This window comes from Phyllobacterium sp. 22552, assembly GCF_052044585.1.
In the GTDB taxonomy this organism is placed as follows: Bacteria; Pseudomonadota; Alphaproteobacteria; order Rhizobiales; family Rhizobiaceae; genus Phyllobacterium; species Phyllobacterium ifriqiyense.
Genome location: NZ_JBQENG010000001.1, coordinates 774707 through 798189, shown reverse-complemented (window position 1 = coordinate 798189; position 23483 = coordinate 774707). Strand labels below are relative to the sequence as shown.

Genomic DNA, 23483 nt, shown 5'->3' with positions numbered 1-23483 from the left:
CATCTTGTGGCCGTACTTAATTTGTCATAACTGGCAACGCCCTCGGGCACCCATAAAACGGCACTCGAAGAGAGTATTATGTCAAAAAGAATTATTGATAAACTTTACGCCGCTGTCCGGCCCCTTTTGAATGAACATGTCACTCCAAGAGAGTTAAGAGACACGATCACGTACGCTGTAGAAGGTAAACCAACAGAATGGAAAGACCAGTCGGCAGAAAACAAAGCCCTGTTGCAAAAAGGGATTAGAGGGAAACCGCTATTCGAGGAATAGGCGGAGAAAGGACAGTTAACTTATGGCTGCCCTTCCGACTTTCCCCGTCGCCGGTTATTTCTTACGCACAACGTAAATGGCTTGCTCAAGTACAGCTGGGTCATCAATGTACTCTTCAACGTGAAATGCCCATCTGAAGTGGTTTTCAAACCATTTCTGAGGGATGGCAGCCCACCCATAGAAGTCCCCGCTTAACACCCCGCCTCCACCAAGGCCATTCACATCAGAATACGCATGTTTCCCGGACTGGAACTGTTCGACAGATTTTTGAGGATTCTGTCCCATGTATGTTCCAATGCTGGCTTCCATCGCGCTCGGGTCTGCCTTTTGATTACAGGCCAAAACCAACTGTAAGAACCGCATAGACTGAGTGGTGAAGATCAATATCCCGTTTGGCCGAAGCGCACGATGCAACTCATTCAACCAGTGGACTGCAGACCCTTCCGACAGGTGGGAAAACACAGAATAGGAATAAGCGACATCGAGGGAATTGTTATCGAACGGCAACTTTCCGGTCGGTTCCAAGAGATACCTTGTCCCTTTTACCCCGCTGTCCTTGCACCAATTCAACGCTTCTGGATCGACATCGGCCAGTTTCAGGGATTCTGCATCTACAGAGTTCTGAAAGAAACGAGCAATCCTTCCCCATCCACACCCAAAATCCAGCACTTGCGTACTGCTCGAAGGTGACGAATAGTCCTGAATAAGCGAGACGAATGGCAAGACCTCGCTAAGCGCATCGCGGCCGCTCCGTCCCACAAATCGAGCCTGCACTTCCGCCGGCGGAAAGCCCGGCAAATCCCGGTCATTCGTTTCAACGCTAGCTAGGACTCGATCAATAAAATTATCCATTGTTCCCCCAAGGTTGTCTCGCATTTATGATCGCACCCTAACAGCCTAAGATTGATCCCTGCAAGAACGAAGCTTGATGCATCAATTGATTGTTTCGGTAAATCAATGTACGAAGGCATCGCATTGGGGCAGGAATACTTCACATCATGCGGTTAGGGTTTCTGGCAAGCTTACGCGGTTTTGCTGCATTTTACGTGGTTGTGTACCACATGGCTCTAGTGCCAAATTTTAAACCCGTTCTCCCTGAATGGGCGTCCTCAACTATTCTGTATGGCGGATCCGGCGTAACTCTGTTTTTCCTGCTGAGCGCTTTCTCTCTCTGCCTTACGATGGGCCGACACCTCAATAACGGCAGTCCACTCAAGAGCTTCTACGGCAGTCGGTTGTTTCGAATTGCACCGCTGTTTTATCTGATTTTGGCTGTTTCGCTGGTATTCCACGGCCTGTATTTCAAGGTCTGGCATGGCCCACTCTCTATCCTGAATAGCCTGCTTTTCACTTTTAATTTCACACCCGGAACTCAGGAAGGAATTGTCTGGGCAAGCTGGACTATCGGCGTCGAGATGGTGTTCTACCTCATGTTCCCGCTGCTGTTTTTTGTTCTAAACACGCCCGTCAAGAAAATCATCGCACTCGGAATATCTATCATTGCAGCAGCAGAGTTCGCCGAATTGGTTTCCGCCGACTTCTTCAAATATTCCATCGTAAAGCATCTGCCTGTATTCTTAATAGGTATGGTGGTCTTTGATGTATATGGAGCTTTGACCACAAGGGTAGCCAATACTTACACCAAATTGGTTGGGATAGCACTGACTGCGATTGGAATTGTCGGCCTAGCCTATTTGATCAGTGGTGGCTCTATGCCGTTAATCAACGACTACTACTGGCAGGCAAGCTTTTACGGATCGGTATTCCTCGGTCTAGGCGTGACTCCACTGCGGCCATTCGTAAGCAAAGTGTTCGGTTCGCTGGCCGACATCAGCTACTCAGTTTACCTGATTCACGCACCAATAGTATTCCTGCTAAGTCCGGCCTACGAATTTGTGTACGGGCTGGGTTTGCCAATAATAATTAGTCTTGCAGGTTGCCTTGGCATTACTGGGGCTATTGTCGTTCCTCTTGCGCAACTCTTGTATAAAAAGGTTGAGCAGCCGATGGAGCGACTAGGAAAGTCGTTTCTCGCACGCCCACTCCCTGCACTGCCCGACCAAATTCCGGTTCCGATAAGTGCTATACCCGTGGACGTACGATTATCTGACCGGCCAGGTAGCATTGCATAGTAGTTGCTGGCGTATCGTAATTTCGTCACCTCCATATTGACCGAGGGGTATCCCGAGGCCTGTAAATAAGTGCGCCGCCACTGTTATCGAAGGGTTCGCGCCACAGCCTGCGAACTGTACGCCATCGGATTTAGCCAGTTCTGGACCTCCCAAAGCGTTTTCATGGGGAGCGATGTCCTTTAATTTGGGAAGTTCTTTGGCTCAGCGGGTCGCTGAGATCAGCCATCAGGCCAGTGGTTATCATCGGCAAAGTCTGCCGGAATTGGATCGAGAACCTTCAGCTTCCACGACGCGGCGTAGACTTCCGACACAAACGCGGTGGATTGCAGGAACACGTTGACGACCTGCGGGGGCGTCAACTCATGATCGACATTGTTGCCGTCGCGGAACACGGTGACCGTTTCGGTATCGCCCCCGGCCATGCGGATTTGAGCCACGCTGAGAAGCGCTTGCAGGTTGCGGGCGTCATTGTCCCGTCCGGTCACTAGGACGCCAGAAATGACTTTGCCAGACTCGATGCGGCGTTGACGCTCTGCGTTGATGATATCTGCTGTAATCTCCGGTGCAGGGGGCTCGTAGGGAACAACATGTCCGTCCTGCCATTTGCGAGTGGATTGGTTGACAAAAAGATCATCGAACTGTGCCTGTGTTATCGCGATAGCATCGGCGGGTACAGCCTGTTTCAAGACTGCCAGTTCACGCCAGCGCGCCTCAATTTCGTGATCTGGACGCTTGCGTTTGCCCAAGCTTTGCTTTCGGAGGATTACGCTATCGCATGCGAGCGCTTCTATGCCGCTGTCGAAGCTGATGAAGAATACCGAAATCAGCGCAGCAAATGCGAAGCCATGATTGAAGCGTGGCGTACCTGTCAGAGCAACTATCGGGCAATGGGGAAAATCGCATCATGACCTCGATCCCTCTCCACGCTCCCTATGAAGTGCGCAGATCGCGGAAACTTGCGACGCAATACGACGCAACGCATCTGCGCCTTCGCATCGAACGGGCCCAAAATGAACGAGTTTTCACCCAGATGGAAGCCGAGCTTTGCGCAATGGTTGAACGCGCAGTGAAGCGCTCGCGGAGGGCAAATTGATGGCTGGCTTCCGAGTCCTCCGAGAGCGCACTGCTTTCAGCATGTCACCAGTGACCAGTAAGAAGCGCCCGTCCGTCAAGGATGCTGATCATCTGAAATGGCTACACGAGCTCCCGTGCATAGTGACGGGCCACCGTCCCATTGAAGCAGCCCATATCAGTTACACCGATCCAGCCTATGGAAAGCGTGAGCGCGGCAAGTCTGAAAAGGCTGATGACCGCTGGACGGTCCCACTATGCCGGGAAGAACACGCCAAACAGCACAGAATGGGCGACGAGCGCGCCTACTGGAATTCCGTCGGCATTGATCCCCTGAAGGTAGCAGCGGCCCTCCATGGCGTTTCCGGCGACACTGACATGGGCCTTGTCATCATCCGTAGCATTGCGAGGAAGCAGTCATGACGACATTCCGCGTCCATTACGAATCCGGCTCATTCATTGATGTCGATGCCGAAGGTCCAACCGATGCTCGCCAACAAGCAAACCAGCAACAAGCAGGCAAAGTCACAAAGGTGAAAGTCCTTAAGGAACGCCTTTTGAAACTGCAGGGGTGAAACGATGGCTCGCACCGAAACAACTCGAAACATCCCACGCCTTGGCCTAAACCGCACGGAAGTGGCGTTAGCAATGGGCGTCGCACCCAATACAGTCGACGCCATGGTGAAAGAAGGAGCACTTCCCCCAGCAAGGATTTGGCATACGCGCAAGTTTTGGCGTATAGCTGAAATCGAAGCGGCCATGGCAGAGTGGCCTGTAGATGGCGAAAGAGAGGCCGATGTATCCAGCTGGAGGGCATCGGTATGAACGATTTGGCGACAATTGATCAGCCATTTATCGAAACGAACCGTTCTCGACACGGTAAGTTGAGATATTATTTCCGGATCAATGGTCAAAGGATTTGTCGACTTCCAGATAACCCGCACAGCGAAGAGTTCTCAAAAGCGTACTGGGCAGCCCGAAATGGCACCATCATCGCAGAAGCTGCTGTATCGGATGAATTGACCCTGCCAGGCGTGGCCCGACCGAATACCTTTCACTTTCTTTGTTCGCACTATCTGCAAAGCAATGCTTTTCAAAGCTTGGATTCTACAACTCAGGCCAAGCGCCGAGCCATTATCGACAGTATGTTGCTGGAGCCAATATCCAAGACCGACAAGCGTCTTTACGCCTATATGCCGATTGCTATCCTCGACGCGGCAAACATCGAAGTGCTGCGAGACCGAAAAAAAGAAACTCCCTTTGCCGCCGACGAACGGTTAAAAATACTTCGACAGGTTTTTGAAGCTGGCAAGTCTGCGAAGCCCCAACCTTTGGTAAAGCAGAATATTGCAAAGCTGGTCGCATCATTTCGCAAGCAAACGGATGGACATGCAACTGCGCGCATGGAAGAAATCAGCCAATTCATTGAATATCATGGCCAAGCTTCAAAAGCAGTTCTGGCGATTTCACTTTTAATGTTCACGGGCGTTCGCGTCTCCGATCTTGCCCAGATCGGCCCTCAGCATCGGCGGGGGGACAAGCTCGAATTCAAGGTTTTTAAGAACCGCAACCGAAAACCCGTCATTCTACAAATACCGATTCATCCCATTTTAGATGCGGTTTTAAAACTCCATCCACTCAAAGGGATGGCTTACATGATTTCCGAGCATAACAAGGCCTACTCAATCAAAGGATTAGGCAATCGCGTTTCTGATTGGTTTACCCAGGCTGGCCTGCCACATTTGTCCGCTCACAGCGTACGCAAGGGCTTGGCTACGAACATGGCCGAGAACGAAGCTACCGACTTAATGCTTGAAGGAATGTTTGGCTGGACTGACCCAAAAACGTCAAAGATTTATACCCGCAATGCGCAGCGTGCGAAGCTCGCCGTGCAAGCCGTTTCGAAAATCAATTGGGGTGAAATAGAGAACAAGCTGCCACACCCTGAAGGTGTGGTGGCGTCCCAAGCTGCCACACCTGAGAAAAAAGCCTTATAAGTCAGGTACTTATGCTCGGGAATTTAGGCGTTGGAGGCCTCGCCCGGAATCGAACCGGGGTGCAAGGATTTGCAGTCCTCTGCGTAACCACTCCGCCACGAGGCCTCAACTGCAAATAGCTAATGGAATTAACTACTTATAAAAGTGACGCATTTTCATTCTGAACTCGGTCACTCGCGGCGTTCTGAATAGTCGTTTTTGTTTTGTGCTGCAACAGCTAAAATCACTGATTCACAGACAGGCCGCATTCACACAGCACAACTTCGGCACAGAGTGCCCGTAAGCAGCGTCAATTTTTGTCTTTGTCTGTGCCAAACCGGCTGGCTTTCCAGCGGCGCAGAATTTTGACTTCGAGCTGGCGGCGTTTGCGCCGGACGATGGCCGAATCCTGTGAGAGCACAACGAGGCCTAAAGGAACCATCCAAAATCCAAGCACGGGCAGAAAGCCCAATATGCCTCCCGCAACCAACCCTCCGCCAAGCGTGCGACGCATTGCCACCGATTGCGGCACGGGTATGTGCCGTCCGAGAATGCGGATATGCCGTCGCCTGTGAGGCTTTTCGGCGTGATCGCCAAGGTTATCGGTCTGTTTAGGTCCGTCGGACACTCAAAATCCTTCTGCTTCATTGGACGGGATAGCCCTGATGTAGGAAGTGTTTTTGCTGATGCCAGCGTTTTGTTGTGCACATTAAGTGAAAAAAAGTGAAATGGTCCTTTGCAAAAGCGAAACCCTTTTGCTATAGGCCACCTCGCTGATGACTGAAAAGCTATTCCCCGGTAGCTCAGTGGTAGAGCAACCGGCTGTTAACCGGTTGGTCGCTGGTTCGAATCCGGCCCGGGGAGCCAGTCACTTCAAAGGCTTAGCGAGAAATCGCTAAGCCTTTTGCTTTTCCAGGGACTTTGGGGCAACACTTGGGGCAACAATCAGCACTTTCCAATGCTCATGCTTTGTAGCGCGCTTCACAGACGTAACTGATCCCGTCACTCAAACAGATGATTCCCTGATCGAGTACTGTAGTGAAGGCGCTTCTTTCGCGATCCTCCGTAATCCGCTCGGAAGCCATCAGCAATAATTCGAAATAATCCCTCGCTCGCGTCAGCATATCCATGCCGTCGATTAGATCGCACTGGACGGGACGTTTTGGGGCATCTGAATTAGCGGTCGCTTTTTGGTGAATTGCTTTGCTGAAATCAACCTCAAGGCGTGCCGCTCGGGAAACAACATCATTCCACGCGAACGACGCCTGCCCTACCTCGTATTGTCCAGACTGTCCGGGATGCAATTGGTCGAGCATGTCAGCTAAGGCTTTTGTCATGGATGAAAGGCCGCAAATGTCGTCATAGAAACGAGTTATCTCAGCCGTGCTCAAGTATGCTGACGGCAAACCTTCGGCGGTGGCCGGAATCGATTGTTTCGGCATGATCTTATCTCCTAGTAAGAAAATCGTAACAGTGATACGATAACGTTGGTTTTAACTTTTCGTCAACTAAAATCGTAACGGTGTTCTGAAATGATTGATTTGCAATGTAGGATGGCGCGCGCCGCGTTGGGTCTAGGTGTCAGAGATTTGGCAAAATTAGCAGACGTTTCACCCGATACGATTGCGCGGCTTGAACGCGGTGAAAAGTTGAAAGACGAAACCGTACTGAACATCGCAACTGCACTGGAAAATGCCGGGGTTATCTTCGTTGCTGAGAACGGCGAAGGCGCAGGCGTGCGATTGAGAAAGAAATAATTACCAATTTTCTTTGCCATCCATGGTCACTGAAGGACGTTCGGGCAATAGACCGTATCGATGGTCAAAGAATGCTTTAACGGCGGGCCAATAGCGTCTGCGCTTGAATAGTGGATCTGGGAAGGGAAACCCTTCTCGTTCCAGTACTATCGCAGTAGCTTTGAATTCTTCAGTGCCTAGCCCAAGTACTTTCGCGATCTCGGCGTCTGTCATGAATAGATAGTTTGCCATTAATGTGTGCTCATCAGGTTGGGAGTGAACGATGTCAAATGATGATGAAGAGTACGCGAAGAGCGCTGCTCACCATGCGATTGCGACTGGCAGTCTGAACAGAGTTCAGTCCTATGTCGAGCGCGGCCGGAAGTACGCTAAAATCCCAATCAAGGGGTTAGAGGCGATTTTCATTAAGGCTTACCGTGATTGGGCAGCAGATGAGAAAAACACCGCTGCACGCTTGATGTCGGATGATACTTCGGCAGAATATACACTAAGGGGAGTCGAGGAACCGTTTGATCTAATCAAACCAGAAATCGAAGTTGTGGCGCAGCGCGCTAAACGAAGGTTCGATGCTCTCTCTGATGATCGTCAGACGGAAATGAATGCAGAAATTGTCGCTGAGTATGAAGAAGCAAAACGCCGAGGAAACTAATTCCCCGGCACCTTGGTTGGTTATCAGAAGCGTCGGTTAAATATCCAGGGAGACGGAATGCTTTGCTTCCCAGGCAAGTAGATCCGCTTCCTTGAAATAAAGCTTGCGCCTGATCAGCATGGGTCGCGGAAACGCCAGATCGGAATCATTCATCCACCTGTGCAGTGACTGTGCGCTAACGCCATAACGCTTTCGCACAGCCGGGCCGGACAGAAACTTATCGGGCGCTGCCATTAGCCTTCCTTTTTCATTTTAAGAACGTTGAGAACACCGTCGATCTGCCGATTGAACTGGTAATCTTCTTCGTCAACCCAGCTTTCTTCGCGAGGCTGTTCATTGCCCCAACTTAGGTTGCCGAACGTATTTCGTGTCCCCCAATTTGAATGGATTTTGGAAAGCTTGCGACAAAGCCGTGCTGCAAGCCGGTCTTCGGTGTTTATCCGCAGGTTTTCGTGAGGAACTCCCAGACTACGGTATGAACTGTCTATTTGGTCCACCGTTTTAAGTGCCTCACTGATAAAGCCAACCATCATCGCAGCATGCTCTTCTGCAAGCTTGATACAAACGGAACGACGCTTATTTTCGTCTTGTAGAACATCTTTCTTCTGCTGAAGTTGGAGTTCTTGAAGTTCCGCAAGCTCACGCTCGTACTCAGCGTCCTCTTCAGCCTGGACAACTGGCAGAGCCTCATCGATCACCGCAATTTCGCTTTGGATGCGCTGAAGCTCAGTGCCGCCGTCAAAGGTTTTGCCCGATTTCGTGGCGGCAATACGCTTTTTTACCAAACCATCGAATTCGGTTTTGAGTGCTGTTTTTTGCGCGGTAAGTGATTCAACCGTGGCGTTCATTGGCGTTTCCTTCAGTGCTGGTTTGATTGGTGGCTTCACGCTCGCGCGCAATAGGCAAGGCTTCGCTGATCGCGGTAGCTTCGGAATACAGCTGGGAAAGTTCGCCGCCATTGACAAAAGGAGTGCCAGCGAGGGTGCATTCAATCCGCTCGCGTACGATCACATCAATGCGATTGTGTATTTCCGCTTGTCGAACTTTTAATTGATCTTCTGTGACCGGCATATCGATCTCCATAACTATAGAGATCAATCTCCAACAAATGCGCGGACGCTGCAAAGCACAGGTTTACAGCGTGCTTGCCCAGCTAAACGGCAATCATGGTGGGCGGCGCGTGGCTAAAGCGTGACGATTGCCGTTATCAATGGGTCGAACCCATATTGTTTATTCTTTTTCGCACTTCACGTTAATGCGGGCGGTACCTGAGCTAACAAAGCCACTGAGGGTGAAGGCCACAGGGACGACTGATCCTGTCGGCGCACCAATATGATTGACAGTGAGGGTCGCTGCACCACTGACAAAGCGGGCCGAAACCGTGATGCGATCCCAATTGGGAGTTTGCGCCATATTGTGCGGGACATTGGCCACCAACGAAGCATTACCGGTAAAGGCAACATCCACTGATCCCCATGATTTTTCGCTGCACGTATAGCTTTGCGTTGCACTGTTGTCGTTTCTGACCGTACAGTTGCTGTAAAGGTTTCCATCAACAATAACATTCGTTCCGGATGTGACGATACCCTTTGTCAATGGATCGGTCACACCACGCACCATGTTGCCAGTGCAGAGGCCACGCGTCACATTGCCAAGCTGGATACCCACCTTAGTACGAGTAAGCGGCCATGCCGTGATCTGGTTGCCTGTCACTGTGACTTCGGTGTAGTCAGCCAAACTTATGCCGGCCCACGCCCCCGTATTGTTGACCCATTCGTAAATCAAGTTGCCGCTAAGGAGTGCCTGCGCGCCGCCTCCAAAGGACTGAATCCCAGCCGTATCGGCATTAACATGCGTGTTTGTAACCGAAAGGTGCAACGGACGGTCAGCTTCGCCAGCGTCAAAAACTCCGACCCGGCCAGCAACAAACAACCCTTTGTCGATGACGATACCTTCTCCAAGGTTCGCCATCCGGACGGCCTTGTCATACCAGTATGCTCGGCATCCTTCGAACGTATGATCGGACCAGCGGTTAAGCGCCCCACCACGGACATCAAAACCGATCATCGTATAATCTGATGCCTTACCGAGCGCCCAGCAATTGGAAACTTTAGTGGAACAACAATCGACGAAATCAAAACCCTTACCCCATCCAAAGGTGCTGTCATATCCCCGCGCCATGACATTTTGGATTGTCGGGCCAGGCTGTGTCATGCCCTCCGCGAACGGAGTATTAGTAATTTGCAGTGCGGTGCCGGCAGATGCCGGGGCTTGATTGGTGATGATGGCGAAATCGGAAATCTTGAGCGAACTGCCGTTCTGGCGCACATCGCCTTCATAGCTGATCGCAATCCCCCCGCTGGCAATGTTCCACACAAGCTGCGTTACATCCCAACCCGCGCCGGTAATTGTACAATGCTGACCGGAGGTGAAGGCCCACGATAGGCGTGAGGCGAAGCGATATGCCCCGGCGCCAATCTTGATATTCATCAACGGCAGGACTGTCCGCATGGCATAGATGGCATTGAATGCTGCAGCATTATCCGTTCCGGTTGAGCCGTCCCAATCAGGAACAGCACCAAACCAGAGCGGGTCGAATTGCCCGAGCGCCCACCCGCCATCAAGCGCAACCCAAGCGCCTGCTGACGCGGCAATGGCATCCGCCTTGAAGAAAATAGCTCCTGTGGTATCGGCGGCAATGCGTGCGGTATAGTCGCCTGTTCTCCAGCCAAACATGCGCGATGCGCCGGATGTGGCAGACTTGCGAAACAGCATCGTGTAACGCGTTGTGTCAACGGCCTTGGCAGCAGCGGCACTGGCGCAGACTGTGACCAAGCTATTGGACAATGCAGATGCGAGTTTCGCGTCAGTAACCGTGCCATTAACAGGTGTCGCCAACACCTCGGTGTAATTTTCGGCCAAGAGGTTAGCGAGACCAGCTGCCCCCAGTTCCATACCAGCAAAAATGTCGAGATTGTCAGAATGCTCTTGAACGTCTAGGCCTGGAACAAGGTCAAGATAATCCCGTACTTGTTCAACCGTTTCCGACATCAAAATTGCTGCGCCTGCTGCGCCTGCTGCACCTGCTGACACAGCATCTCTATTAACTATGGCAGTTCCGTCCGAATTCCAACCAAGGACTTTCCCAGCTTCCGCCGTAGGCAAATCAGGAATAGTTCCCGCCCCGATTGATAATTTAAGGGACCTGGATAAATCGCGACGCTGCTCCTGATTCTCGATAGTCAGGCGGTTCAGGGAGTAGTTGTGATCGCCCATAGTGAGAGGCCTGCCGGCCTGATATTGATCAGTCCGGCGCGGCATCCGTACACCGACGACGATCACTTCGCCGATGATTCCAGAACCCATAACATTGACTACGGCGTCCGTGGCTATTCCCTCGATGAAGGTTGCCGTAACCGTAATGCCGGTGACTTCCTCGCCGTTGAGCAGCAGCTTGACGTCATCCGGATCAAAGATCGGGAAGTTGACGGGAAACGCAGTCGTGGGAACGACAGGAGTATAAGGGGTAAAGCGTTCGGACGGCGTGATCGTGACCATGCCCGACAATTTGAAGCGGTCTTTCAACCGCTGCAAAGCACAGGTTTTGTGCTATTCAAAACGTGTGATACTCACCGTCATTTTGGGGGGCGATCTATGGAAAACAGCTGGAAGGTCGTCGAGAGAATCTTTATGGCTACGGCGTGGCTGGGTTTTGCGTTCGTATTTTGCGCGCTGACTTTTGTGGCGATGACGTTTGTTTTTGAAATGCCGTGGTCAAGCGACAAATTCTGGTTTTATCGATGGCAGACTCTCATAGCTGGCATTTTGGCGGTGCTAGCCGCGGGGTTTACTATCCGGCAGATGCAGATTTCTGATCGAAAGCAACAAAGCCGACATGAAGACCTTCTCAATCTCAATTTAAGGACGGATAAACTGCTGTTGGAACGCGCAGCAATTCCCCTTACATACTATTTACGGGAAGTGATTTCGGAACTTGATGACGTGCTGCGAATCTATAAAGCTGAAAACAATCAACCGGCTGCATTTTATCGATCCATGCTCGAAGAATTTCGTAAATTCTTAGATCTCATCGACAGTGAAGATATCACAAAAGCTCAACATCTCTTCGCGCCACTGCTTCATCAAACAGTTCGTTCAGCAAAACGTGAGGCAAAAATCCTGGAAGCTGGAATGACCGCTATCCAATTGGAACTATCCTCGATGGAGCATCCCATGTTCGTTTCCCACAATGCAATGCCTGCAAGCATGGAAAAAGCTTGTTCCGCATATGCCAATACTAAATTCTATGCCAATCTCATGGCCGATGATCTAGATGAACTGCTCAGTAGTTACGCTTGATGCCTAGAAGTTCTTTGGTTCGTCAACTTGTTGGCGAGTTTAACGCTTGCCCGTTATTCATCATGACCGCTTTATCGCTAGTAGTGACAAGATACCGCCGTTCTGAATTGCGCGGATGTTGTTCATCGTGGCCTCAAGTTCCTGTCGTTGCGCTTCCGGCACGCGCCAAGGTTCGATATACCCAGTAGTAAATGGGTGGATTGCTTCGGCCAAAGTACGAGGCTTGTTTGAAACATTGGTGAGATTGATAAACGACACGACTATCTCCGACCATTCATCGGTTGCAGTTCCGGCGTGCGTGCGGGTGATGTTTTACCCGGTCCCCACCAGAACGTTTGACCGAATTCTTTCTTCATCCGCTTTTCATACCGGCTGAAAGACTGGCGGTAATCTGGATCGACCATGGCTTGAATGTTGTCGAAGATCAGCCGATCTGTCGCAAGTTTCGAATACCAAAGCGATGATCCTGGCACCCAAGCTTTGATGTGCTGGGCCACCATTTTGCCATTCAAATCTTTCTTGCCGGCCAATGCTTGCATCAAATCACCAGTAGCGGTCGTGATCGTGCTGGGCGCTGGACCCATGGCAAACTCTTTCAGCCCATCGCCACCGCGTGTCGTCGAGGAATGCACCAGATCGCCAAGCATACCGCCGCCGCCACCACGGATAAATGACTCCATCCAGAATTGCGGGTTGTCCATCGGATTCATGTCTTGGGGGTCACGACCGGCGATGATCGACTGAGCCTGTACCGTGGCAGCACCGGCGATTGTCATCAGCACGATAAGCTTTGCCCCATACGCGGCTTTATTCCAATTACCATCTTGGGCAGCAGCGCGCATCATATGCGTCATCATGTAAGTCATCGGGAATGATTTGAACTGTGTCGCAGATCGCACCGCTTCACCGACAATAGTTCCGCGCTGAGTGCCACCGGCAACCGCACCACGGATTCGCGCATCTGGCTCAAGCACTGCCATGTGCCGCTCGTCGATGATCGCTGACATCATCCGATCTCCAAGCCGCTGATCCTCGACCGAGTTTACATCGAAGAACTTTGCTCCATCAGCTTCAAGATGCGGCGCTGAACGTAGACCATCCCAATCAGCCGCATTGAACCCATACCGCTCAAGAAAGCCGCGAAACGTAGGATCGAGCTTTTCAAACTTGTGTTCGGATTGGCGGGCAATGAGTCCCATCAACTCCATGGAGAAGGCGCGCTTCAGCCCTTCAGTCCAAGCGTTCAGACCAGACAAGCGCATTACTGTGTCGGCGGTTCGACCCGTGAATCCTTGACCGATGATTTCGTCTGAAAACCGTTTTGCTCCGAGTGCAGAGTCAATAACCGATGCCGCAGTAACGTTAAGCTGGCGCGCCAGTACGTCTACTTCTTTTCCCTTGCCGACATCCTTCGCGAAACGTGCGAGGACGGCAGAAGCGGGTATAGCATTGTAATTTGCGGCAAGCGTCATAGTCATACTGTCGCCGGGAATGGCGGCGATAGCTGCGGAACCCAATCGGGCAGCAGTCTGAAGGTTGCGCATCGCACCGCCCCATGCAGCTATCAGTTCACTTTGAGGCAAACCAAGCTTGCCCGACAACGAATCGTATGTGCGCTGAACCGCGCCGGGGCTGTTCATGCTGATCGATCGCTTCAGACGTGCGCCGAATGTGGTTGCGCGTTCCGCATCGTCACGGCTGGCTATTTCGAGCAGCTTCTTGAAATTCGCTTCGTACTGAGGCCCAAGCGTTTCAACGAACGCAATCTCTTTCCCCATGCCGCCGATATGACCCATCAGCGTATTATAAAGACCGCCGTCGCCAACGCCGTATTTCTTCATCAAGCGTTTGTAAGCGTCAGGATTGTCGAACCGAAAAACACGAAGCTGATTTGAAAAACCAGACGGACCAGCAGCACCAGTACCACGGCCAAGGGTGATATCCTTGTAGGCGTTCTGAATAATGCCGGGAATCGCGGCTTTTGGAGCTTCACCGAACCCGGCCTTGTCCATGACACGCATGTTACCGGACTCGATTTCTATCATTAGATCGTCAAGGAACTCGCGCTCTGTAACTTTCTTGGCGCGGGAGGCATCCCAGAATTGAGGCAAGCGCCAATCCTCCAGCGCCGCAACCCGCTTGCCGCTTCGCTTTACGCGATCAAGGGCATACTTCGTTGTATCAGTAAAAGCCTTTGCAGCAGCCTTGGCAGATTCGTCGCCGGTATCCTTGCCGAATAGCTCATCAACAACGTTCCAAACTGAATCCATATGGCCTTGAAGTCCAGGCAAACCAGCAGCACGGGAGGCATAGGGCTGCAAAGCACCATCGGCAATGTTGAGAAGCTTCTTGGTAACGGCCTCTGCATGGCTTTCAATATTCAGCGCGGTTCCCATAGCCGCGCCGCCTTCCCAGTTGTCACGAACCAGCGCACTCATGAGGCCCGTGGTTTTCCCTTGAGGATGTTTCTCCATGCGGTCGAGAATGGCAACTTGTTTTATAGCCTGCTGTGCGGCTTCAAGCTTCCGTTCCTTTGCAGCCTGCGCCATGATGCGCGCCGCTTCCAGTGCCGCCCCTGCGTCCGCTGTAGCCGGTCCCATTTCTGGATACAGCCGCCCTTGCACACCCTCATGAATGGCGAGCGCATCATCAGCAGCTTTTTGCGTGATGCGGTTTGCAGCAACGAGTTTGGCAAGACAGTTTGCAATCGACATTACGCGGCTCCGGCGTGTGAGAAGTCACACCGAGGAATATCAAACGCCGCCAAACGGCTCAAAGTACAGGTTGGGTACAAGCCATTCCTGACCTTCCTTTTTTCAAGGATTTAGCATGTAATGTTTCAACCTTGAGAAGGACACAATTATGGCCCGTCGCACAACATCCTATACAGCGCCTTTACCTGCAAAGTTATCCGTAGAAGAAATGCAGAAAGCTATACCACGTCTTCGGAAACGAATTGACGAAGTTCAAGCGTTCGAGCCAAACGCAATTACTACAGCAAATGTGGACGACATAACCAGCGAACTGCATGCAAAAGTTGACGAGGCATTAATACGAACTTTTGGGAATGAGTCGGCGGATTACAACAGATATCGCGGGGCCTCTGATTTTAGCTGGCCAATAAATATGTATGAAGACACACCACTCCATGCCATCCGCGAAAGCCTTGTTAGGAGTAAAACGCAATCTCTCACTCTACTTCAGGCTGCTGTCGAAGCACTGCAAGAGAGAATTGAAGAAGAAGGAGTGTCGATTGACCCCAATAAGGCTCCAAGTCGACCTACCTTTGACACGAGAAATCGCCGTATTTTTTTGGTTCACGGCCATGACGAAGGAGTCAGAGAATCTGTTGCTCGATTGCTGGAAAAGCTTGGCTTTGAAGTAGTCATTTTGCACGAGCAGGCAAACAAAGGTCGAACGGTGATAGAAAAATTCGAGGCAAATGCGGACGTAGGATTTGCTGTCATTCTTTTAACACCGGATGATATTGGTGGCGCTAAGAACGGTGAGCAAACCGCAAGGGCACGCCAGAATGTTGTTCTTGAACTAGGGTACTTTATCGGCCGATTGGGGCGAGATCGGGTTTGCGCGCTAAAAAGTGGAGATTTGGAAATACCCTCAGATATTTTGGGAGTTGTTTACACTTCCTTCGACGCAAACGGTGGGTGGCGATCCGACCTCGCCAAAGAACTGAAAGCTGCTGGGTATGAGATCGATTGGAACGTCATAATGGGATGACGTTGGTGGCTGAATTCGTCTCCCCCCGATACACGAAAAGTGACGTGGCTCACGCTGGCAAGCTGTTACTGAAAGGCTTTCCAGCGACAGACGAAGGTTATCGTGACGCTGTCGAAGCATTTCGAATTGCTTATAATTGGCGCAATGCGCATTTTTTACCACTCTATCGCATTCGGCATGAATTATCTGGAAAAGCTCGCGGATATAGGCTCAACGCAATCACTGCGTCTCGGATGAAGCGCATGCAATCAATACGCAAAAAGCTTTCCACGACGACATTACGATTGAACCAGATTCAGGACTTGGGTGGATGCCGAGCGATATTGGCAAACATGGACGAACTGAAATCCCTTGTTGCTTTCTATCAACATGGAGGATCAGCGCATACTTTCTCCCGACAGAAAGACTACATTGAGGCGCCTAAAGAAGGAGGGTATCGCAGCCATCATATCATATTGCAATTTCAGGGCGGCGAAGAATACCCGGCACACAGCAATCTCCAAATTGAGATGCAAATTAGAACGGAATTGCAGCACTCCTGGGCAACAGCAGTTGAGGCCGTTGGTCTTTATCGAAACGAAGATCTCAAGGGCGGGCAAGGAAATCCGGATTGGCTCAGATTATTTGAGTTAATGTCTTCCGAGTTAGCTTTGTCCGAAGAATGTGCCATCGTTCCCGGTACTTCTCCAGACAGCAAAGTTCGAAAGGAGGAGTTAATCGAACTTGAACGAAGGATTGGCGCGATCAAAACTCTAGAGAGTTTCAAGCAAGCAATCCACTATTCCAACTACTATGAGAAAAGCAGCTTCAAGTTTTTTCTCATCCAATACGATAATGCAAACCACGAAGTAACAGTCGCGCCGTATCGAAAATTCGAAGCATCGGCAAGCCAGTATGCCCTTGAGGAAAGAAATAATGGAAGCCGGAATACTGTCTTGGTCGAGATTGACCGGGTTGAAAACCTGAAAAAAGCTTATCCAAACTACTTTTTGGACGTCGGAAAATTTGTATACCACCTGAAAAAAGCGATATTCCCAAGTCATTTGGCTTGGACTGTTCAGCACCCGTAACTATTGACTGTTTCTTATTAACTTCGACCAATCTACTATGTAGTCTTGCTTCATGGTCGACAATCAATCAGTTGCCCAGCATATTGTAGGCAAGCTTGCCGATGGAGCATTAAAATGAAGATCAAGGCGACCGGGTACGAGAGAAACGTGGTTGGTGCTCACAAGGTGTTCGACGCCCCCCTTTCCATCGGGAATTCCGACGTCTCTGATATGGGAAATGTTCGCTTCGTTGTTGTATCAGATCAAATCGCATTGAACGGCAGATTTGAGATTGCTGTAACGCTATCGCGAGAAGAAATTCGGTTGTTGTACGAACAATCACTTACCGGTTTCCTCAATGACAAAATTGATGATCTTGAGCAAAAAATAAAATCCTTCAGTTCGCATGATTAATCCGCACGTTACTTCGCGGCCTTACGATCATGTCCGACGAGGATCATGGATATGTCCAGCGCCTCAAGCCAAACGGGAAGCAACATCTTGCCGATGCTTCTGCCGTAATCCTTTTCCCAGTTCTCAAGCTTACTTGTGTAGCCTTCCTGCCAACCGGCTCGGGCGTCTAGTTCCATGGAACTCATTCCAAGTTCATGCCGGCGCTGTATCAGGGTCTTCACAAGGTCTGGATACTCACGAATTAGAAACGGTGTGCTCATCAGAATATTCCCAACTAGATGAATGAATTCCAGCCGATGTTTTTAAGGGTATTACACAGGGGTTGAGGGTGGACTGTAGATAGGGCCGCGCAATTTTTGGGGGCCTTGTCTGACAAAGCCGTCCAGCAGCAAAGGGGGGCGGGGCGCCACGCATTCACTCAGCCTCCACCAGCTGACCGGCCAGAACTATCTCACTGTCAGCGGATGTGTGCTCGATGATCATTGGTGGTTCGGATAAGTCGATGACATAGCCCGGTGTCTCTACGTGCACACCTACGTTCACTGTGACGCCACCCCGATTGTCAATGAGGTCAGCGTCAAGCTGTGCTGCGGCTGCAAGGCGTATCTTCTGACCAGCTGCTGTTGTCTTCAGCGCATCGCTGTCTCGTATCTGAATTGCGGTGTGGAGATTGGCTGCGCGCTCACCTTCTCGAAGCAACTGCAACAGCTCCCGATAGTGCGCCAAGACAGCGGGCTTTTTCAACGCTGCTCGAAACGCCCTGGTAGTAATCCCAGCCTTCTCGCATACAGTCGTTTGATTGATCTTCGAGGTGATATCGCCGTCGACACCAAACACCATCTGTTCGAGCGCAAGACGCACTCGGGGGGTTAGGCCGGCACCCTTACCAGACGCTTTGACCGGCTGCTTGTTCCGAGCCTTTACTAGCGCTGCTGGGCTGTAATCGTGACGAACTGCCATAACGCGGATCCTATAAAGTACTGTTGATAGACATCGAGGCCCGAAAAACGTCACTGCGATACACGATCGGAATCAAACCGGAAGTTGCCCGTATGTTGCCCGAAAACCAGAAAACAAGCAATAACTACCGATAAACACTGAGTTTACTGCACAATTATCGTGTTGACCAAGCGGTTGATCACCGGTTGCTCTTAACTCTCGGCTGACTTTCCGCTGGTAGGGAATGTTGCAACGCGTCATGCGAGCGTTCGCAACACCTCATTCCTCCGCCAACGAACCGAGTTCTTCATTCAAGCGATAGGCCCATCCATAGAGTGGTGCTCCATACTCGTATGCACCCATGATACCTTCGAGAACTCTGAAGCAACTGTCGATATCGCTGGGTGCAATGGAATTGCTCTTGATGGCTTGTTCGATTGTACCGAGAACTTTACCCGTATCCGTCTCTGTCCATGTTTGCAGAGTTCTTTGCAGCGATGCTGCCGATCCCTCGGAATTTATATTATCAGTTTGACTGGATTTCTTCTCTGCTTCGCAGAATATATTAGGCTTCTCAACCAATTGATCTGGAAGGGCTTTTTTTGAGCCTTTGTTACCTATTCCGGCGTCATTGGGATCACTTTTGTTACCGACCGGCACATTATTGGTAGCAACGCCGTTACCTAATGGCTTTGAATAGGTAGCAGTCTCGTTACCCTTTTCAGGTCGGCATGACTTCATGAACAACGCATCTTCTTCGGAATACACCACTTTATAAACTCGTTGTTTCCGGTTGAGAGGATGCACATCAGCCGTGATATATCCCCGTTCAGCAAGCATCCGAAGCGAACGCGAGAGGCTCTTCAGATGACAGTTCGCAAGGCCAGACAGCCTTGGGTGACTAGCGTAACACCCTATGCCATTTGCCCCAAAACGGTCGTGAGCCGCAATTGCCATAAGAACACGAAGTTCTTCTGCTGTAAGAGACTTATCACCGATAGTCCTGGCCGGAACCGCGGCAAAATTGATCTTGGCATCCACCGGCTTCCTCAATTGCGACTCCTATCGCACTGTTTGCACCGAAAGGGTTTTCCCAACATTGAGACCGGAACCTTTACTCTCGCACGGTGTCCACAGACGCATGTGACTTCTTTGGTGATAGCTACTGCACGTTGGATCGCCGCATCAGCTTCAGCGCGTAGCTCAGCTTTGGACGGCTGCATCTTTCGCGTGCCTGGCAATAAGTCGCCTCCGCGAACAGATTCACTGCCCTGGGCGGAAATAACACGCCGGGACCGCTCACGCGAAAAGTCGCGCCGGGTCATAGCGATCTCACATGAACCGAGCGCGCTTCTGCCAACGCTTCACATGCTTCCAAGGGTGTAAGGCCGAACCGTTCCCGCAACATGGGTACAGCAGGCCGCGAAGGATCATGTTTCTGAGTTGCATACCATCGCGCCGCTTGAGTTACGGCGTCGTTACGCTCGTGGTCCGCGCCAGTCATGCTGCTGCACCCCGGTCGCGTTCTTCGATGCGGGACATCATCCAAGCATCGATCTCGGCTTCAACCCAAGCGTTGCTTTTAGTGCCAATTTTTACGGGTTTTGGGAATTTGCCAGCATTCATAAGCCTGTAAAGCTGCGCTCTCGATACATCGATGCCCTTAGCTTTCAGGTCTTTCGACGACAATAGTCTCATAACTTGCCTCATGTCCTGCCATCACCGGGAGGAACAAGTTGTTTCGGCACTTATATAAGTATGATGGGAGCACATGAGTTCGTGCTTCTGTTTTCAACTTATATTGCGCGCAAACCACTCGAACCGGGTTAGGCGTTGCGTTGGCAAATTATCGCTGGCGTCTCCATTGGTAGATACGAATCACATGGCGTGTCGTGTAGTCTAGATATCCGATAGCAAGCAATTCACGTCAAGCGGGTTTCCGATTGAATTGAACGACATTATCGGGCGCCGGCCTAGTTATTTCGGTAATTCTTTTTGCCCATAAGTCTAGCGCATTCCGTTTTTCATCAAGATACGAGTGCTGATCGTAGACGGCATGCAAGCCCTTCTGAGTATGGGCAATGACAAGTTCTGCTACAATCGATGAAACGCCTGGAAGACTGGATAATCCCGTCCGCATTGTGCGTCGTATATCGTGGATGACGAAACTCGGCAGTTCAACGCCATCCGGATCACTCCCCATCAAGCGGGCATAGGCGCGAAGATACTTCGTCATCAGTTTATCAAGCCTGGCCTTACTTTTGGAGAAACCATTGATCGGCTTCACACCACCTGTGGTGGTAAAAAGATGATCTGCTTTTTTGAACTTGGGCAATGTTTCCAATATTGCAATTACTTCATCCGATAGAGGAACAACGTGAGAATTCTCTGCCTTCATGCGCGCCGGAGGAATAGTCCATATTTTCTTTTTAAGATCGAATTCGCGCCAACGCGCTTCTGCAACTTCCGATTTCCGTTGACCGGTTAGCAGAAGCATTTGGAAGCATTTTCCATATGGATACCCTGCCCGACTGGATGCGCGCCACAACGCGGCGATTTCCGTGTCGTTCAAAACACGTTTGCGTAGCGCTTTCTTGCCAATGACTGACTTGGGTTTCATCCGGTCGCACGGTGATGATTCGATACCGTACACCCCTCGCCCGATTGCCCAGTTGAAGAATGTACGGGCATGTCCGAGCAAGTTATGCGCCTGATAGGTCGCACCACGCGCTACGGCATCGTCGACCACGCGCGTAATATCTGCACGCGTGATGTCCACTATCGGACGGTCCCTCAATCCATGACGCACTATCCTGTCGCCGTCCCTGACATCATTGACGAATTCGTCACGCAGTTCGCGAGCGACGGCCAACCCTTTGCGTTGCTTTGGTTTCAGCTCATCGTCGCCAACAACCTTCAGGCGAATGTATTCCTCAACAATCATGCCGAATGAATTGTCGCGCTTCTGTTGTTCCTCTAGCCGCCGTTTCGTCTCCAGTTCTTTCGGATCTATCCCTTGCCGAACTAGGCTTTTCCAATCGCGAGCGACGGTACGGGCAGTCTCAAGCTTAATGGCGCCATACTCACCGATGGCCCGCCTTGTCGGGTTAGAACTACCAGGAAATCGCGCAACGAGCACAAAGGTCTTTGTTCCTTTGTCTGTGACACTGATGCCAAGGCCGGGAACTTCAGTATCTTTATGAATGTATCGCTTGCCCGGATCAGCAGCTTTGAGCGCTTTAACACCAACATCCGTAAGGGTCTTAACTTTTTCAACCGCCATTACAACTTGTCTCCAGGGCAACATAAGGGCAACAAAATCGTTGAGCTTTCATGTTGCCCTATGAGACATCATGGTACAGGTTTCTTGAAAAACATCAATGCCTACAAAATGTTAAAGAAACTGGTTGAACCGGTTGAGACAATCTGAGACACACCGCTAAGCGCCTGTTAACCGGTTGGTCGCTGGTTCGAATCCGGCCCGGGGAGCCAGTCACTTCAAAGGCTTAGCGAGAAATCGCTAAGCCTTTTGCTTTTCTGGCGTTCTGCCGCGGGAAAACCACCTCATAATCACGTGGACATAGAGAAAAACCAATATAAGCTTGTGTCATCTTAAGCTCCACTCTGAGAGAGGCTGATGCTGCCATTCAGATCACGCAAAGAAACGCAATTCACGCCGCATGAGTGGGACATTATGGACCGCGCTCATGAAACAGCCTCCACTATTCTTGGCCGGGATCGCCGGCTTCATCCCGATGCAAGCAGGCTAGCCCGAATCGTCATGACGCTTTTTGCGCAAGGATTACGCGATCCGGAGGAAATTGCTTCCCTCGCCGCTGATCGTGAACTTGGCAATGAGTTAACGACCGGGGCTATGGTCCCGGGACGCAAGGCTCCTATCGACGATTCGGATTTTGAGTAAGACACCTGATTGTGTCGTGGCATCAGCGGCCCGTGCGGCAAATGACGACGCCAAAAAAATGCTGATTGCGTTCACTTGATTCAACAATGCTGCGCCTCCAATCGAACATTCGACCTAACGTGCTTCCGTCAGGCAGCTTCGCGTGCTTTACTAACTCCATCACCTAAGCGACATCAGGGAGGAAAATGAATGTCACTATCTGCGATCACCCGGCGTGCTAGTCTCGCCCTCGGCCTTTCACTGCTGGCAGCAACAGCTCTTGGAGGCTCCGCACAGGCGCAGGCCTTCCCCGATCGCCCCGTAACATTGGTGATTCCTTTCGCAGCCGGCGGGTCGACCGACGTGGTCGGACGCGTGATCGCCAATAAAATGTCCGACATACTTGGGCAGCAGATCGTGGTTCAGAATGTCGGCGGCGCTGGCGGCAGCCTCGGTACAGGCAATGTGGTTCGCGCTGATCCGGATGGCTATACAATCCTTATGGGAACGGTTGCAACGCACGCGCTCAATCCGCTCATCCTGAAAACCAAGCCATATGATGCTGAAAAGGACTTCACGCCGATTTCGCTGCTGGTCATCGTGCCGAATGTCCTGGTCGTCAATCCGGAGCTGCCTGTAAAGAATGTAAAAGAACTGGTCGACCTCTTGAAGGCCAATCCGGATAAGTACAGCTATGCCTCTTCGGGCAACGGAACGCCGCTGCATCTTTCCGGAGAGTTGTTCAAGAAAATGGCCGGTGTCTCCCTGCAGCACATTCCGTATAAAGGTGCTGGCCCCGCTCTGAACGACGTGGTTGGCAATCAGGTGCCGATCATGTTTGACAATCTTCCTTCTTCTTCTTCCCATATGAAGGGCGGCACTCTACGGGCGCTCGGCGTGACAACGACTAAGCGAGCAGCTTCCTTCCCCGATGTACCAACCATTGCCGAGACAATCCCCGGCTATGAAACCTATAGCTGGAATGCTCTGTTTGCTCCGGCCGGAACACCACCGGAAGTGGTCGCAACCTTAAACAAGGCAGCTGTAGAGGCCATGAAAGACCCTGTCGTGGTCGGTAAAATGAAGGAATTCAGCGCCGATATCGTTGGCTCCACTCCAGAAGAACTGGCCGCCCACGTCAAGGCTGAGATCACCAAATGGACGCCGGTCGTTAAAGACGCCAACGTCCAGATGGATTAATGAATAGGGGATAACGGGCGCAAGC

At 51.1% G+C, this 23483-nt stretch carries 30 protein-coding genes and 2 tRNA genes; 15 read left to right on the top strand and 17 right to left on the bottom strand.

Annotated elements, in window-relative coordinates:
• Window positions 1-78: 78 nt before the first annotated feature.
• Window positions 79-273 carry a hypothetical protein gene (locus ACTJI9_RS03975; protein WP_440806140.1) on the top strand — a complete coding sequence of 65 codons (195 nt, stop codon included), beginning with the start codon at window positions 79-81 and terminating at the stop codon, window positions 271-273.
• Between the two features lie 54 nt (window positions 274-327).
• Here the strand turns inward: ACTJI9_RS03975 and ACTJI9_RS03970 are convergent, their stop codons facing one another.
• On the bottom strand, window positions 328-1125 hold the full coding sequence (locus ACTJI9_RS03970; RefSeq protein ID WP_440806137.1) for a class I SAM-dependent methyltransferase: 798 nt from the start codon (window positions 1123-1125) through the stop codon (window positions 328-330).
• A gap of 146 nt (window positions 1126-1271) precedes the next feature.
• Between ACTJI9_RS03970 and ACTJI9_RS03965 the strand changes: the two genes are divergently transcribed.
• Entirely contained in the window at window positions 1272-2405 is a 1134-nt protein-coding gene (locus ACTJI9_RS03965; protein WP_440806136.1) for an acyltransferase family protein, read from the top strand.
• 218 nt (window positions 2406-2623) lie between these two features.
• Here ACTJI9_RS03965 and ACTJI9_RS03960 read toward each other — a convergent pair whose 3' ends face one another.
• The gene (locus ACTJI9_RS03960) at window positions 2624-3151 is read right to left on the bottom strand and encodes a DUF4376 domain-containing protein (RefSeq protein ID WP_440806134.1); all 528 of its coding nucleotides are present in this window, start codon (window positions 3149-3151) and stop codon (window positions 2624-2626) included.
• 397 nt (window positions 3152-3548) lie between these two features.
• On the opposite strand from ACTJI9_RS03960, the gene ACTJI9_RS03955 reads away from it, so the two are divergent.
• The 4 genes from ACTJI9_RS03955 to ACTJI9_RS03940 are packed head-to-tail and all read left to right on the top strand — an operon-like array spanning window position 3549 to window position 5473.
• On the top strand, window positions 3549-3899 hold the full coding sequence (locus ACTJI9_RS03955; protein WP_440806131.1) for a DUF968 domain-containing protein: 351 nt from the start codon (window positions 3549-3551) through the stop codon (window positions 3897-3899).
• Entirely contained in the window at window positions 3896-4051 is a 156-nt protein-coding gene (locus tag ACTJI9_RS03950; protein WP_440806129.1) for a hypothetical protein, read from the top strand. The genes ACTJI9_RS03955 and ACTJI9_RS03950 overlap by 4 nt, the downstream gene beginning before the upstream one ends.
• Before the next feature lie 4 nt (window positions 4052-4055).
• Entirely contained in the window at window positions 4056-4301 is a 246-nt protein-coding gene (locus ACTJI9_RS03945) for a hypothetical protein (RefSeq protein ID WP_440806126.1), read from the top strand.
• The gene (locus tag ACTJI9_RS03940) at window positions 4298-5473 is read left to right on the top strand and encodes a tyrosine-type recombinase/integrase (RefSeq protein WP_440806124.1); all 1176 of its coding nucleotides are present in this window, start codon (window positions 4298-4300) and stop codon (window positions 5471-5473) included. The genes ACTJI9_RS03945 and ACTJI9_RS03940 overlap by 4 nt, the downstream gene beginning before the upstream one ends.
• Window positions 5474-5504: 31 nt before the next feature.
• Here ACTJI9_RS03940 and ACTJI9_RS03935 read toward each other — a convergent pair.
• Together ACTJI9_RS03935 and ACTJI9_RS03930 are read right to left on the bottom strand one after the other, a co-directional pair.
• Window positions 5505-5578 (bottom strand) — tRNA-Cys (locus ACTJI9_RS03935).
• Window positions 5579-5762: 184 nt separating this feature from the next.
• Window positions 5763-6080: a hypothetical protein gene (locus tag ACTJI9_RS03930; protein WP_115052900.1), complete on the bottom strand. Its 318-nt coding sequence runs from the start codon at window positions 6078-6080 to the stop codon at window positions 5763-5765.
• Between the two features lie 164 nt (window positions 6081-6244).
• Between ACTJI9_RS03930 and ACTJI9_RS03925 the strand changes: the two genes are divergently transcribed.
• Window positions 6245-6319 (top strand) — tRNA-Asn (locus ACTJI9_RS03925).
• 95 nt (window positions 6320-6414) lie between these two features.
• On the opposite strand, the gene ACTJI9_RS03920 is transcribed toward ACTJI9_RS03925, so the two are convergent.
• Window positions 6415-6894, bottom strand: coding sequence for a hypothetical protein (locus ACTJI9_RS03920; protein ID WP_440806121.1), 480 nt, complete (start codon window positions 6892-6894; stop codon window positions 6415-6417).
• Between the two features lie 90 nt (window positions 6895-6984).
• On the opposite strand from ACTJI9_RS03920, the gene ACTJI9_RS03915 reads away from it, so the two are divergent.
• Window positions 6985-7209: a helix-turn-helix domain-containing protein gene (locus tag ACTJI9_RS03915; RefSeq protein WP_440806118.1), complete on the top strand. Its 225-nt coding sequence runs from the start codon at window positions 6985-6987 to the stop codon at window positions 7207-7209.
• Here ACTJI9_RS03915 and ACTJI9_RS03910 read toward each other — a convergent pair whose 3' ends face one another.
• A complete protein-coding gene (locus ACTJI9_RS03910) occupies window positions 7210-7440 on the bottom strand; it encodes a winged helix-turn-helix domain-containing protein (RefSeq protein WP_440806116.1) in 231 nt (76 codons plus the stop codon).
• Window positions 7441-7471: 31 nt separating this feature from the next.
• On the opposite strand from ACTJI9_RS03910, the gene ACTJI9_RS03905 reads away from it, so the two are divergent.
• Window positions 7472-7858, top strand: coding sequence for a hypothetical protein (locus tag ACTJI9_RS03905; protein ID WP_440806114.1), 387 nt, complete (start codon window positions 7472-7474; stop codon window positions 7856-7858).
• Window positions 7859-7894: 36 nt separating this feature from the next.
• On the opposite strand, the gene ACTJI9_RS03900 is transcribed toward ACTJI9_RS03905, so the two are convergent.
• From ACTJI9_RS03900 to ACTJI9_RS03885, 4 genes are all read right to left on the bottom strand, one after another.
• The gene (locus ACTJI9_RS03900) at window positions 7895-8092 is read right to left on the bottom strand and encodes a helix-turn-helix transcriptional regulator (RefSeq protein WP_440806112.1); all 198 of its coding nucleotides are present in this window, start codon (window positions 8090-8092) and stop codon (window positions 7895-7897) included.
• Window positions 8092-8706 carry a hypothetical protein gene (locus ACTJI9_RS03895; protein WP_440806110.1) on the bottom strand — a complete coding sequence of 205 codons (615 nt, stop codon included), beginning with the start codon at window positions 8704-8706 and terminating at the stop codon, window positions 8092-8094. The genes ACTJI9_RS03900 and ACTJI9_RS03895 overlap by 1 nt, the downstream gene beginning before the upstream one ends.
• Complete coding sequence (locus ACTJI9_RS03890; RefSeq protein ID WP_440806107.1) at window positions 8690-8941, bottom strand: hypothetical protein; 252 nt, start codon at window positions 8939-8941, stop codon at window positions 8690-8692. Before ACTJI9_RS03890 ends, ACTJI9_RS03895 begins: the two co-directional genes overlap by 17 nt.
• 147 nt (window positions 8942-9088) lie before the next feature.
• Window positions 9089-11425 carry a hypothetical protein gene (locus tag ACTJI9_RS03885; protein WP_440806105.1) on the bottom strand — a complete coding sequence of 779 codons (2337 nt, stop codon included), beginning with the start codon at window positions 11423-11425 and terminating at the stop codon, window positions 9089-9091.
• A gap of 87 nt (window positions 11426-11512) precedes the next feature.
• On the opposite strand from ACTJI9_RS03885, the gene ACTJI9_RS03880 reads away from it, so the two are divergent.
• A complete protein-coding gene (locus ACTJI9_RS03880; protein ID WP_440806104.1) occupies window positions 11513-12217 on the top strand; it encodes a hypothetical protein in 705 nt (234 codons plus the stop codon).
• 60 nt (window positions 12218-12277) lie between these two features.
• Here the strand turns inward: ACTJI9_RS03880 and ACTJI9_RS03875 are convergent, their stop codons facing one another.
• The gene (locus ACTJI9_RS03875; RefSeq protein ID WP_440806102.1) at window positions 12278-12475 is read right to left on the bottom strand and encodes a hypothetical protein; all 198 of its coding nucleotides are present in this window, start codon (window positions 12473-12475) and stop codon (window positions 12278-12280) included.
• A gap of 2 nt (window positions 12476-12477) precedes the next feature.
• Complete coding sequence (locus ACTJI9_RS03870; RefSeq protein WP_440806100.1) at window positions 12478-14931, bottom strand: hypothetical protein; 2454 nt, start codon at window positions 14929-14931, stop codon at window positions 12478-12480.
• Window positions 14932-15079: 148 nt separating this feature from the next.
• Here ACTJI9_RS03870 and ACTJI9_RS03865 point away from each other — a divergent pair, with 148 nt between their 5' ends.
• The 3 genes from ACTJI9_RS03865 to ACTJI9_RS03855 all read left to right on the top strand — a co-directional run bounded on the left by ACTJI9_RS03865 (window position 15080) and on the right by ACTJI9_RS03855 (window position 17418).
• Window positions 15080-15955 carry a TIR domain-containing protein gene (locus tag ACTJI9_RS03865; RefSeq protein ID WP_440806097.1) on the top strand — a complete coding sequence of 292 codons (876 nt, stop codon included), beginning with the start codon at window positions 15080-15082 and terminating at the stop codon, window positions 15953-15955.
• Between the two features lie 5 nt (window positions 15956-15960).
• Window positions 15961-17025, top strand: a complete 1065-nt coding sequence (locus ACTJI9_RS03860) for a RelA/SpoT domain-containing protein (protein ID WP_440806094.1) — start codon at window positions 15961-15963, stop codon at window positions 17023-17025.
• Between the two features lie 114 nt (window positions 17026-17139).
• Window positions 17140-17418 (top strand): hypothetical protein, encoded by a 279-nt coding sequence (locus tag ACTJI9_RS03855; RefSeq protein WP_440806092.1) that lies wholly within the window; start codon window positions 17140-17142, stop codon window positions 17416-17418.
• An 8-nt stretch (window positions 17419-17426) separates the two neighbouring features.
• Here ACTJI9_RS03855 and ACTJI9_RS03850 read toward each other — a convergent pair whose 3' ends face one another.
• The 5 genes from ACTJI9_RS03850 to ACTJI9_RS03830 form a co-directional block, all read right to left on the bottom strand.
• Complete coding sequence (locus ACTJI9_RS03850; protein WP_440806089.1) at window positions 17427-17678, bottom strand: hypothetical protein; 252 nt, start codon at window positions 17676-17678, stop codon at window positions 17427-17429.
• A 154-nt stretch (window positions 17679-17832) separates the two neighbouring features.
• Window positions 17833-18378 (bottom strand): hypothetical protein, encoded by a 546-nt coding sequence (locus ACTJI9_RS03845; RefSeq protein WP_440806088.1) that lies wholly within the window; start codon window positions 18376-18378, stop codon window positions 17833-17835.
• Between the two features lie 258 nt (window positions 18379-18636).
• Window positions 18637-19410, bottom strand: a complete 774-nt coding sequence (locus tag ACTJI9_RS03840) for a helix-turn-helix domain-containing protein (RefSeq protein WP_440806085.1) — start codon at window positions 19408-19410, stop codon at window positions 18637-18639.
• A gap of 447 nt (window positions 19411-19857) precedes the next feature.
• Window positions 19858-20055, bottom strand: a complete 198-nt coding sequence (locus tag ACTJI9_RS03835) for a helix-turn-helix transcriptional regulator (protein WP_440806082.1) — start codon at window positions 20053-20055, stop codon at window positions 19858-19860.
• Window positions 20056-20284: 229 nt separating this feature from the next.
• Window positions 20285-21640, bottom strand: a complete 1356-nt coding sequence (locus ACTJI9_RS03830; RefSeq protein WP_440806079.1) for a tyrosine-type recombinase/integrase — start codon at window positions 21638-21640, stop codon at window positions 20285-20287.
• 354 nt (window positions 21641-21994) lie between these two features.
• Here ACTJI9_RS03830 and ACTJI9_RS03825 point away from each other — a divergent pair, with 354 nt between their 5' ends.
• Together ACTJI9_RS03825 and ACTJI9_RS03820 are read left to right on the top strand one after the other, a co-directional pair.
• A complete protein-coding gene (locus ACTJI9_RS03825) occupies window positions 21995-22279 on the top strand; it encodes a hypothetical protein (RefSeq protein ID WP_440806077.1) in 285 nt (94 codons plus the stop codon).
• Between the two features lie 189 nt (window positions 22280-22468).
• Complete coding sequence (locus ACTJI9_RS03820; protein WP_115052841.1) at window positions 22469-23458, top strand: Bug family tripartite tricarboxylate transporter substrate binding protein; 990 nt, start codon at window positions 22469-22471, stop codon at window positions 23456-23458.
• Window positions 23459-23483: the final 25 nt, after the last annotated feature.

Bases quoted from the DNA above. Each gene is read 5' to 3' on its own strand.
- ACTJI9_RS03975 (WP_440806140.1), top strand. From the start codon at position 79: ATGTCAAAAAGAATTATTGATAAACTTTACGCCGCTGTCCGGCCCCTT.
- ACTJI9_RS03970 (WP_440806137.1), bottom strand. From the start codon at position 1,125: ATGGATAATTTTATTGATCGAGTCCTAGCTAGCGTTGAAACGAATGAC.
- ACTJI9_RS03965 (WP_440806136.1), top strand. From the start codon at position 1,272: ATGCGGTTAGGGTTTCTGGCAAGCTTACGCGGTTTTGCTGCATTTTAC.
- ACTJI9_RS03950 (WP_440806129.1), top strand. From the start codon at position 3,896: ATGACGACATTCCGCGTCCATTACGAATCCGGCTCATTCATTGATGTC.
- ACTJI9_RS03945 (WP_440806126.1), top strand. From the start codon at position 4,056: ATGGCTCGCACCGAAACAACTCGAAACATCCCACGCCTTGGCCTAAAC.
- ACTJI9_RS03940 (WP_440806124.1), top strand. From the start codon at position 4,298: ATGAACGATTTGGCGACAATTGATCAGCCATTTATCGAAACGAACCGT.
- ACTJI9_RS03920 (WP_440806121.1), bottom strand. From the start codon at position 6,894: ATGCCGAAACAATCGATTCCGGCCACCGCCGAAGGTTTGCCGTCAGCA.
- ACTJI9_RS03915 (WP_440806118.1), top strand. From the start codon at position 6,985: ATGATTGATTTGCAATGTAGGATGGCGCGCGCCGCGTTGGGTCTAGGT.
- ACTJI9_RS03910 (WP_440806116.1), bottom strand. From the start codon at position 7,440: ATGGCAAACTATCTATTCATGACAGACGCCGAGATCGCGAAAGTACTT.
- ACTJI9_RS03905 (WP_440806114.1), top strand. From the start codon at position 7,472: ATGTCAAATGATGATGAAGAGTACGCGAAGAGCGCTGCTCACCATGCG.
- ACTJI9_RS03900 (WP_440806112.1), bottom strand. From the start codon at position 8,092: ATGGCAGCGCCCGATAAGTTTCTGTCCGGCCCGGCTGTGCGAAAGCGT.
- ACTJI9_RS03895 (WP_440806110.1), bottom strand. From the start codon at position 8,706: ATGAACGCCACGGTTGAATCACTTACCGCGCAAAAAACAGCACTCAAA.
- ACTJI9_RS03890 (WP_440806107.1), bottom strand. From the start codon at position 8,941: ATGGAGATCGATATGCCGGTCACAGAAGATCAATTAAAAGTTCGACAA.
- ACTJI9_RS03880 (WP_440806104.1), top strand. From the start codon at position 11,513: ATGGAAAACAGCTGGAAGGTCGTCGAGAGAATCTTTATGGCTACGGCG.
- ACTJI9_RS03870 (WP_440806100.1), bottom strand. From the start codon at position 14,931: ATGTCGATTGCAAACTGTCTTGCCAAACTCGTTGCTGCAAACCGCATC.
- ACTJI9_RS03865 (WP_440806097.1), top strand. From the start codon at position 15,080: ATGGCCCGTCGCACAACATCCTATACAGCGCCTTTACCTGCAAAGTTA.
- ACTJI9_RS03855 (WP_440806092.1), top strand. From the start codon at position 17,140: ATGAAGATCAAGGCGACCGGGTACGAGAGAAACGTGGTTGGTGCTCAC.
- ACTJI9_RS03850 (WP_440806089.1), bottom strand. From the start codon at position 17,678: ATGAGCACACCGTTTCTAATTCGTGAGTATCCAGACCTTGTGAAGACC.
- ACTJI9_RS03845 (WP_440806088.1), bottom strand. From the start codon at position 18,378: ATGGCAGTTCGTCACGATTACAGCCCAGCAGCGCTAGTAAAGGCTCGG.
- ACTJI9_RS03835 (WP_440806082.1), bottom strand. From the start codon at position 20,055: ATGAGACTATTGTCGTCGAAAGACCTGAAAGCTAAGGGCATCGATGTA.
- ACTJI9_RS03830 (WP_440806079.1), bottom strand. From the start codon at position 21,640: ATGGCGGTTGAAAAAGTTAAGACCCTTACGGATGTTGGTGTTAAAGCG.
- ACTJI9_RS03825 (WP_440806077.1), top strand. From the start codon at position 21,995: ATGCTGCCATTCAGATCACGCAAAGAAACGCAATTCACGCCGCATGAG.
- ACTJI9_RS03820 (WP_115052841.1), top strand. From the start codon at position 22,469: ATGTCACTATCTGCGATCACCCGGCGTGCTAGTCTCGCCCTCGGCCTT.